This is a genomic window from Rothia sp. P5766 (assembly GCF_048513555.1).
In the GTDB taxonomy this organism is placed as follows: domain Bacteria; phylum Actinomycetota; class Actinomycetes; order Actinomycetales; family Micrococcaceae; genus Rothia.
This window is the reverse complement of sequence record NZ_JBLXXS010000027.1, coordinates 1-9395: the sequence shown is the minus strand read 5'-3', so window position 1 is coordinate 9395 and position 9395 is coordinate 1. Positions and strand designations below refer to the sequence as shown.

At 57.1% G+C, this 9395-nt stretch carries 9 protein-coding genes; 5 read left to right on the top strand and 4 right to left on the bottom strand.

Going from position 1 to position 9395, the window contains the following annotated elements; genetic code table 11:
- The 3 genes from ACN08V_RS10300 to ACN08V_RS10290 form a co-directional block, all read left to right on the top strand.
- Nucleotides 1-1803: M13 family metallopeptidase (locus ACN08V_RS10300; protein ID WP_419105481.1), on the top strand; the 1803-nt coding region annotated here is incomplete at its 5' end.
- A gap of 333 nt (nt 1804-2136) precedes the next feature.
- Nucleotides 2137-3300: an LLM class flavin-dependent oxidoreductase gene (locus tag ACN08V_RS10295; RefSeq protein WP_419100279.1), complete on the top strand. Its 1164-nt coding sequence runs from the start codon at nt 2137-2139 to the stop codon at nt 3298-3300.
- Between the two features lie 3 nt (nt 3301-3303).
- Nucleotides 3304-4035 (top strand): CE1759 family FMN reductase, encoded by a 732-nt coding sequence (locus ACN08V_RS10290; protein ID WP_419105480.1) that lies wholly within the window; start codon nt 3304-3306, stop codon nt 4033-4035.
- A 49-nt stretch (nt 4036-4084) separates the two neighbouring features.
- Here ACN08V_RS10290 and ACN08V_RS10285 read toward each other — a convergent pair whose 3' ends face one another.
- Nucleotides 4085-4666 carry a class I SAM-dependent methyltransferase gene (locus ACN08V_RS10285; protein ID WP_419105479.1) on the bottom strand — a complete coding sequence of 194 codons (582 nt, stop codon included), beginning with the start codon at nt 4664-4666 and terminating at the stop codon, nt 4085-4087.
- A gap of 298 nt (nt 4667-4964) precedes the next feature.
- Nucleotides 4965-5168 (bottom strand): hypothetical protein, encoded by a 204-nt coding sequence (locus ACN08V_RS10280; RefSeq protein WP_419105478.1) that lies wholly within the window; start codon nt 5166-5168, stop codon nt 4965-4967.
- A 270-nt stretch (nt 5169-5438) separates the two neighbouring features.
- Between ACN08V_RS10280 and ACN08V_RS10275 the strand changes: the two genes are divergently transcribed.
- Nucleotides 5439-5864: a low molecular weight phosphatase family protein gene (locus ACN08V_RS10275; protein ID WP_419100282.1), complete on the top strand. Its 426-nt coding sequence runs from the start codon at nt 5439-5441 to the stop codon at nt 5862-5864.
- A 203-nt stretch (nt 5865-6067) separates the two neighbouring features.
- On the opposite strand, the gene ACN08V_RS10270 is transcribed toward ACN08V_RS10275, so the two are convergent.
- Nucleotides 6068-6790 (bottom strand): DUF4870 domain-containing protein, encoded by a 723-nt coding sequence (locus ACN08V_RS10270; RefSeq protein ID WP_419105477.1) that lies wholly within the window; start codon nt 6788-6790, stop codon nt 6068-6070.
- A gap of 184 nt (nt 6791-6974) precedes the next feature.
- Here ACN08V_RS10270 and nadE point away from each other — a divergent pair, with 184 nt between their 5' ends.
- Nucleotides 6975-7796, top strand: coding sequence for an ammonia-dependent NAD(+) synthetase (gene nadE, locus ACN08V_RS10265; protein ID WP_419100284.1), 822 nt, complete (start codon nt 6975-6977; stop codon nt 7794-7796).
- Nucleotides 7797-8113: 317 nt separating this feature from the next.
- On the opposite strand, the gene ACN08V_RS10260 is transcribed toward nadE, so the two are convergent.
- Nucleotides 8114-9385 (bottom strand): M18 family aminopeptidase, encoded by a 1272-nt coding sequence (locus tag ACN08V_RS10260; protein WP_419105482.1) that lies wholly within the window; start codon nt 9383-9385, stop codon nt 8114-8116.
- Between the last annotated feature and the right edge of the window lie 10 nt (nt 9386-9395).

The following is a 9395-nucleotide window of genomic DNA, read 5'->3' as shown; positions in this document are numbered from 1 at the left end:
ATTGTCGAAAAGTTCGCCGCCGAACAGCCCGGCTCCCGTATCGGTGCGCTCTACTCATCTTTCATGAATACCGAGAAAATTGAGCAGGACGCCCTCACTCCCCTACTTGCCGAAGTCGAGCAGGTTTTGGCCGCCGCCACCCCCGATGACATAGTGCGGGTCATGGCAGCGCTCGATGTTCAGGGCCACGGCGGCCCCTTTGGCTGGTACACCAGCATTGACGCTAAGAACCCCGAGAAGTATGTGCTCTACCTGTCCCAGACCGGTCTGGGCCTGCCTGATGAGTCCTACTACCGCGACGAAAAGTACGCCGAGATCCGTGATGCCTACCTTCAGCACATCACCCGCATGTTTGAGCTGACCGGTTTGGCCGAGAACTTTGGGCTAGAAGCCGCCGATGCCGCTAAAGCTGTCTTTGCCCATGAGACCGAGATTGCCTCCCACCACTGGGATAACGTTAAGTCCCGCAATGCCGATCTGCGCTATAACCCAATTCAGGCATCGGAGCTAGAGGCCAGTTTCCCAGGCTTCCCCTTTAGCAGCTGGCTTGAGGGCATGGGCATCTCTCTGGAGAAAGCGGGTACCGTGGTGGTTAACCAGCCCTCCTACTTTGAGGCCGCCGCCCAGATGTGGGCCACTGCCCCGCTGTTTATCTGGAAGCTCTGGTACATCTGGCATATGGCTCATTCCCGTGCGCCCTACCTGACCGAAGCGATTGTGGCTGAGAACTTTGACTTCTACGGGCGTACCCTTTCGGGTTCCCAAGAACTGCGCGAGCGCTGGAAGCGCGGAGTTGGTCTGGTAGAAGGTTCCCTGGGTGAGGAGCTGGGTAAGGAATACGTTGCTATCCACTTCCCGCCAGCCCACAAGGCTAAGATGCTGGAACTGGTCAATGACCTGCTGGCGGCCTACCGCGAGTCGATTGGCACCCTGGATTGGATGACCGATGAGACCCGCGCCCGCGCCCTGGAAAAGCTGGGTAGCTTTGTCACAAAGATTGGCTACCCCGACATCTGGCGGGATTACTCTGAGCTGGAACTGACCGATGATCTCTTTGAGAATCTGCGCCGGTCGGCGGTCTTTGAACACGAGTTCCAGGTGGGTCGCATCAACGAACCGGTCGATAAGAACGAGTGGCTGATGACCCCGCAGACCGTCAACGCCTACTACATGCCACCGGCCAATGAGATCGTCTTCCCTGCGGCCATTCTTCAGCCACCCTACTTTGATCCTGAGGCTGATGATGCCGTTAATTACGGTGCCATCGGCGGTGTGATTGGGCACGAGATTGGGCACGGCTTTGATGATCAGGGTTCTAAGTACGACGGCACCGGTGCCCTCAATAACTGGTGGACGGACGCTGACCGTTCAGAGTTCACCGAGCGCACTAAGGCCCTGGTGGAGCAGTACAACGCCTACACCCCCACCGGCCTTGACCCCGAAAAGTTCACGGTTAATGGTGAGCTGACCCTGGGTGAAAATATTGGTGACCTGGGTGGTCTTTCTATTGCCTTGAAGGCCTACAAAATTGCGCTTGATCGTCAGGGCCTGACCCTGGAGACTGCCCCGGTGATTGACGGCCTGACCGCCACCCAGCGTGTCTTTGTGGCCTGGGCGCAGGGCTGGCGTATGAAGACCCGCCCCCAGACCGCAGAGATGTTCCTGGCTATTGACCCGCACTCCCCCGAGGAGTTCCGTGTCAACGGCGTAGTGCGCAATATTGACGAGTTCTATACGGCCTTTGATGTTCAGCCGGGTGATGCCCTCTACCTGGCCCCCGAAGAGCGGGTTAAGATCTGGTAGAGCTACTGCCATGAATGCTTGGTGCTAGAACGATAGCGGTTGACCTCAGGTGGCGGTTGGTAACTAGCCAACCGCGCAGGGACTATACCTGCTGTATCTAGCGCCTTGTAGCTCGGCCTATTCTCACCCCCCGGTCTCCTATGGGGTCTTTTCTACTTCTACTGTCATGTCACCCGGTCTGTGGCCCTGGCTCAATTGAGCCAGGGCTCTTTTTTGGGTAAGTACTTGCCCTAGGCATCCGACCCAAAACAAGAAATTACTTTACAAGGAAAGTATTTAGGTTTAGAGTGGGGGCTATACAAGAGATAAAACTCAAAAAGAAAGGCATCCATCATGCAATTTGGCATCTTCACAGTAGGCGATATCACCCCAGACCCCCACAGCGGCAAGGCCCCCAGCGAGTACCGGCGCCAACGCAATATCGTCGAAATGGCTCAAAAAGCCGAAGAGGTAGGGCTAGATGTCTTCGCAGTAGGCCAGCACCACAACCCACCCTTTATAGCCTCCTCTCCTACCACCACCCTCGCCTATATTGGAGCGCAAACCAAGAACATTAAGCTCTCCACTTCGACAACCCTGATTACCACAACCGACCCTGTCCGCATTGCAGAAGACTATGGAACACTGCAACATCTGACAGACGGTCGAGTAGACATGATTATGGGGCGCGGCAACACAGGCCCCGTCTACCCCTGGTTCGGCAAGGATATCCGCCAGGGCCTGAACCTAGCCGTTGAAAACTATGCGCTGCTCCGGCGCCTCTGGAACGAAGAGCGCGTTACCTGGTCCGGTAAATTCCGCACCCCACTCAACGCTTTTACAGCCACCCCGCAACCTCTCGATTCAGTGGCCCCGTTTGTTTGGCACGGGTCCATCCGCACCCCAGAAATTGCTGAGCAGGCCGCTTACTATGGCGACGGCTTCTTTCACAACAACATCTTCTGGAAAAAAGAACACACCCAGCAGATGATCAACCTTTACCGTGAACGCTACGAACACTACGGCCACGGCCGCGCCGACCAAGCTATCGTGGGTTTAGGTGGCCAGGTCTTTATGAAGAAGAATTCCCAAGAGGCGATCAACTACTTCCGCCCCTATTTTGATCATGCCCCCGTCTACGGTGGCGGCCCCTCCCTAGAAGAGTTCATGGAGCAGACCCCACTAACCGTTGGCTCACCCGAGCAAGTAATTGAAAAGACCCTGTCTTTCCGGGACTATGCAGGCGATTACCAGCGTCAGCTTTTCCTCATCGACCATGCGGGGCTACCCCATGAAGAGGTGCTCCATCAGATAGAAATCCTGGGCGAGGAAGTAGTGCCAGTTCTCCGCAAGGAATTTGCCCTGCTCAAGCCAGCTCATGTGCCGCAGGCTCCCACCCACGCCTCCTTACTGGCCCGTGATAGGGCAGGTTATAAGCCGGTTCCTGGTGGTAAGATGACCGACCCCACCTACCAAGGTGCCGTTGACCCAGCTTCTATCGGAGAGCTTCAGGCCTAAGTCATGCTGAAAATAATCACGATAACCGCAGGGTTTACTACCCCCTCCACCACAGAACTTTTAGGCCAACAGCTAGCAGATGCCACCCGGAAGAACCTTGCTGCTCAAGGTGAGCAGGTAGAAATAATTCAGGTGTCCCTTGGTGATTTAGCCAAGCCTCTGACCGATTTTTTCTCGCTGGGTTTCGCCAGTGGCCAACTCGCAGTGGCTCTGGATCACTTGAGGAAAGCGGACGCGGTCATCACCGTTACCCCGACTTTCAAAGCAAGTTATTCGGGGCTATTCAAGATGTTTTGGGACATCGTCGATGACCAGGATGTACACGGTAAACCAGTTCTTCTGGCGGCAACCGGTGGAACAGCCCGTCATTCTCTCATGGTAGAACACTCCATGCGACCGCTCTTTGCCTACTTGCGGATGCACATCATGCCTACCGCTGTTTTTGCGGCCACAGATGATTATGGGGCAGATCTTGATCTTCAACCCCGTATTAATCGGGCCGCTCAAGAGCTGGCTCACTACCTATCGGGCACGTACGGGTACCGCCCCACGAGCGGAAACCAGCTAACAGAAAAAGCAAATAAGCCAAATACCCAAGAAACCCTCAATGCAGGGTCCTTCTTTGGTATCGCAGGTCAGAAAAGACCCGGGCCTCAAGCCGCTCAGGTAACTCGGCCACAGGGGTCAGTTGGGCTCTCTGTCACCCCTTTTGAAGAGCTCCTGAGAGCGGATTAGGTCTCTGGTGCTCATCTGTAGCCTGTGAAGGCAACTGCCACATATGCCCTTATCTCACTTCTGCAGCAGTAGGTAAGGGCTTGTGCGGTCTCTGGGCTATTAGCTCAAAGGTGTGCCAGAACTTCTCCCCCGAAAAAGTCTTACCCCAGTAGGCCTGTTCCTCAAGTCGATGCACTTGCATGCCGCGTAGGCTCTCCTCCAACCAGGAACGCTCAACACTAGAAATATCAGATTCCTGCGCCCAACTATCCTCGGGGCCAAAGAGGTCCACAGCAATCAGCCCGCCAGGGGCAAGACTGCTCAGGAGCCGACTCCACACATCACCAAAAACCTCCGGTGGGCAGTACGGCAGGGAAAAGCCGGCATAAATACAGCAAAAATACGATGATTCTAAACCCACATCTTGAATAGGCAAGGTTGCAAGTTCCCAGCGGCTCAACCACTCGGGGTTCGACCGAACTATCTCTTGTGCGATGAGTTGCCCAGAGGCAGGAGTAGGCTCCACTGACAGAACATCAAACCCTTGAGCCAACAGTGCTTTTGTTTCAATGCCCGCTCCAGCCCCCACATCAAGAGCCTTGCCCCCGCAAACATCTAGGAATGAGAGGGCATCAGTCAGTAAAGAGCGCACATGTCTGCCCACCTGGGCTTGATTGTACCCACTCCAGTGTCCCGCATCATGTGAAAGCATAGTTTTATACTATCCAAATTCTGTGTGATTCACGCCCCATAAAAATGCACCTGCTCTCTCGTCCCAGCGAGAAGATAGGTGCTCACCCCCCCCAGGGAACTAGCTCATAGCGGGAGTTTCCCACAGGTTCAGCACGGCGCCGATCCCCTTCTTGACCGCCTTGCGGTAGACCACGGTGCCCCGAACAATATCCTTAATAGGTATACCTCCCACCGAGTAGACCGTAATCTTCTCTTCTTCATCCTCGGGGGCGGGGGTGGTTCAAGGCCAGCCCCATACCGCGCAGTTCAGAGGTGTCCATCTGCCCGTTATGGATACGGTCGTTGAACTTGCACCCAATAATGGACAGGTGGTTGTGCGACTTGCCTGGCTCGGTTCCCTCGGCCCAGGCATGGTACATGCCGGCATTATCCACCAGTTTGCCAACCTCAGGGCCAAACATTCCCTAGTCCAGGTGCTCGGCCAGTAGGGTAGTCACCGCGCGACTGGAGGGCAGGGACTTCTTCCATGGCGTCAGTGCAGGCGGCGACATCTTCAACACCAGCTAAATGGTATTCACGGTATCTAGGCAGGGTCTAACCTGCCTGGAGAAGTTTCCTCTTCTTTCGGACCCAGCCAGGTTCACTTGTGCATATTTTTGCAGGGTACAGCTGGCCAGCCGCCCTGGGCGCTAGGCTTATCTTTAGTCACCGAACTCAAGCTGAGGAGAGCTATGGCAACCCCACCCCGCGTCCTTTTTGTCTGCCAGTCCAACAAGGGAAAGTCACAGATGGCGCAGGCCCTGATGAACCTGCACGCCCAGGGGCAGGTGGTCGCCACCTCAGCGGGAACTCAGGCCGCGGTTGGTGGTGCTGTAAACGCTGAGTCTGCTGAGTCACTAGCTGAGCTAGGGGCCGATATGAGCACCGGCTACCCCAAGTACGCGAGCGAGCAGGAGCTGCAGGAGGCCGACCGCATCATTATTGTTGGTACCGCCGCCCACCTTGAAGGGGTCAGCCCCGAGATTGAAGCTAAGACCGAGCGTTGGGAAACCGATGAACCGTCCCTGCGCGGGATTGAGGGAGCTGAGCGCATGAAGCTGATCCGTGATGACATCAACCAGCGTGTCCTGGCCCTGCTGGACGAGCTGACCGGCTAATACCTACCTTTCATCCGTGGTAGCAGAAGGCTCACAGCGAAGTTGCTGGCTCGGAGCGGGCGTGAATCGCCGTGTGAGCGATAGCGAACCAGGTGAGAAGGTCAGCAAGGAGCATGAGTCTGGCCTACCCCTTATAAGGGAAAGGGACTGGAACGCACCGCATTAGCCCGGTGCTTCCAGTCCCTTTGAGCGTTAAAGGCCTACTAGCTCAGGACCTTGATGGCCATGGGGTAGTCGTAGACCTGCCCGTTATTTGCCTTAACAGCGGCAATAATGTGCAGAACAATGAGGGCTACCCAAACAGCAAGCAGGATAATCCAGGTAAATACCGCTGCTATACCAAGCGTGGCAATGGTAAGAATCCAGACAGCCACGTTGATAAGCCACATGGTGAAGGAGAAGTTAAAGGCCCCAGCCGCTGCGTAACGCACGAACTGGTAGCCGGGCTTGTCCTTGTAAATGAACCAGAAAATCAGAGGCCCAATAAAATTAAGGGATGAGACCGTAACTACCAGCCCAATCAGACCTGAAAGGTGGGCGAACAAAGCCATAGATTTGGCATCAGAAGGAATCTGGTTGCCGTAGGCATCAAAGGTTGGCTGACCAACGCCCGGCTGGCTGGGGCCGGACTGACCGTAACCAGGTGCGCTGTAGGCACCAGGCTGGCCGGAAGGCTGTTGGCCGTAACCGGGTGATTGCGGTGCGGAGGGGTCAGCTTGGGCAGAATCGGGTTGCTGAGCGGTGTAGTCCTGTGTCTGCTGGCTGGGCTGACCGTACACCGGGGTGTCCTGCTGGGGCGCGTTGGGGGCCTGCTCGACTGGTTCCGGCTCAGCCCGGTGGTTCGGTGACTGGGGAGCCTCACCCTCAGGGCCGATTGATGAATTGCTGTTCTGGTGGGGCAGGTGAGGATTGTTCTGCTCAGTCACGCTGAAGCCTTTCGCGGGATTTTTTACTTCTACCTAATACTCTAAGTCAACCCCGACAGGTTTATACCGTTGAGGGGCCTCATCTGCTCTGAAATCATCCTCACAGATGAGAAGATAAGACCTCTTTCTCATTCTCTGGGGCTAGATAAAGCGCAAGGAGAGGGCTCCCGAGTAGCATGGAGTCATGCGCGAACTACAGGCTCACATTATTGAAGAACTGGGTGTTAAACCCACTATCGATCCCACCGAGGAAATCCGCAAACGCGTGCAGTTCCTGGTTGACTACCTTAAAATTACCGGGACCCGCGGCTTCGTGCTGGGCATTTCCGGGGGACTAGATTCCACTCTGGCGGGCAGGCTCTGCCAGCTCGCGGTGGAGGCGCTGGAACTTGAGGATATCCAGGCCGAGTTTATTGCCGTGCGCCTACCCTATAAGGTGCAGGCCGACGAGGAGGATGCCCAGGCCGCCCTGCGCTTTATCATGCCCCAGCAGACCGTGACCTATAACGTTGCGGCGGCTGTTGATGGTTTCGAGTCGGCATTTGCCGATGCCACCGGCCAGCCGATTTCGGACTTCAATAAGGGCAACGTCAAGGCGCGTGCGCGCATGATCGCCCAGTACGCCCTAGCCGGTGAGAGGAACCTGCTCGTGGTGGGGACCGACCACGGGGCGGAGGCTGTGACCGGCTTCTTTACCAAGTTCGGGGACGGCGGGGCCGACATAATGCCTCTCTTTGGCCTCAACAAGCGCCAAAACCGTGAGCTGCTCAAGGTTCTGGGGGCTGAAAAGAGGCTCTGGGAGAAGGTGCCCACCGCTGACCTGCTCGATAGCAAACCGGGCCGTACCGATGAGGACGAGTTGGGTGTCAGCTACGACCAGATTGATGACTATCTTGAGGGTAAAGAGATTGACCCTGCGGCTGCTGAGAATATTGAGGGCCGTTTCTTGCGCTCACGCCATAAACGCACCACCCCCGTCACCGTCTTTGATACCTGGTACAGGTAACACTTTTGCTTGAAGTCAGCCCCGCCCGGCTTGGTGCGGGGCTGACTTTTTAAAGTCTTATCGGAGCGGAACCTTGAGCGCTATGCCCTTGGCTGAGCCAACTGGCTCGGGGCTGGCGTTAAGGGTCTTGGAGAGGTTGGTGTCTTGGGCTCTGTGCCCTTGGTTGAGCCAACTGGCTCGGGGCTGATGTCAAGGGTGTTGGCATAGGCCTGGTATTCAAGCTCTGTGCCCTTGGTTGAGCCAACTGGCTCGGGGCTGGCGTTACGGGTGTTGGCGAAGCCAAAAGGGCACAGATTTCTACCCATTCAGCTGTGCTTTTACAGGCGGTAGAAACCCTCAATAGCGCGGGCCAGGTAGGCCATATCAGCTACGGTGGTCAGCTCCCGGGCCGAATGCATAGACAAGAGTCCAACACCCACATCGACCGTTCGCATACCCAGGCGGGTGGCGGTGATAGGCCCAATGGTAGAGCCGCAAGGAACATTGTTGTTCGATACGAACTCCTGGTAGGGAACCCCAGCGAGCGCACAGGCCTGAGCGAAGATACCGGCCCCCACCGCATCAGTAGCGTAGCGCTGGTTGGCGTTGATTTTGAGCAGGGGCCCGCCACCGGGTAGGGGGCGAACGGTGGGGTCGTGGTGGCCGGTGTAGTTGGGGTGGATCAGGTGCCCCGCATCGGATGAGAGGCAGATGGAGGCGGCCAGGGTTCGGCGGTAGTCCTCAACAGTTTCTCCCCTGGCCTGGGAGAGTCGAACCAGTACGTCTTCGAGGAAGGGCCCGGCGGCACCGGAGCGGCTTTCTGAGCCGATTTCTTCATGGTCGAAGGCGGCCAGCATGACGGTGTGCTGGGGGTTGTTCGGCTGGTGGGCGGCGTAGCGGGTGAGGGCGGTCAGCCCGGCGTGCACGGAGCTGAGGTTATCCAGACGGCCCGAGGCAAAAAGTTCCTGGTTTTCGCCGAAAACGCTGGGGGGTGTTGCATCGGCGAACATGAGGTCGTAGCCCACGATGGTGGCGGGGTCTACCGGCCCGCCATCGGCGTGTTCTGCTAGGTAGGCCAGGACGTCTCCGGTGGAGTCCCCGAAGCCCCAGAGCGGGTAGAGGTTGCCCTGCTTATCCAGCTTAAAACCGTTGTTGGCTTCTCGGTCCAGGTGGATGGCGAGCTGGGGTAGGCGGGCGATGGGTCCGGTGGCGACCAGCCGGTTTTCTAGGTGACCGTCGAGCAGTAGGGTCAGGCGTCCGGCTAGGCGCAGTTCTCTGTCGAGCCAGGAGTTGAGTAGGGGTCCGCCGTAGACTTCGACTCCTACCTGGTTCCAGGTCAGGGTGCGGATGGATGACTTAGGCTTGACTTTGAACCCCGGTGAGTCGGTGTGGGCACCGAGCACACGGTAGCCGGTATGGGATTGGGTACCAGCCCAGGCGATGATCGCTCCGTCGCGCACCACAAAGTGTTTGCCGGTTGCTGCGGAGCTATCCCAGGTTGCTTCTTCATCAAGCGGGGTGAAGCCGGCGGTGCCTAGGCGGCGGGCGGCTTCTGCGGCGGCCTGGAAGGAGGTGGGTGAGGCGGTAATAAAGGCCGCCAGGTCATCGATGTTGGTGCGG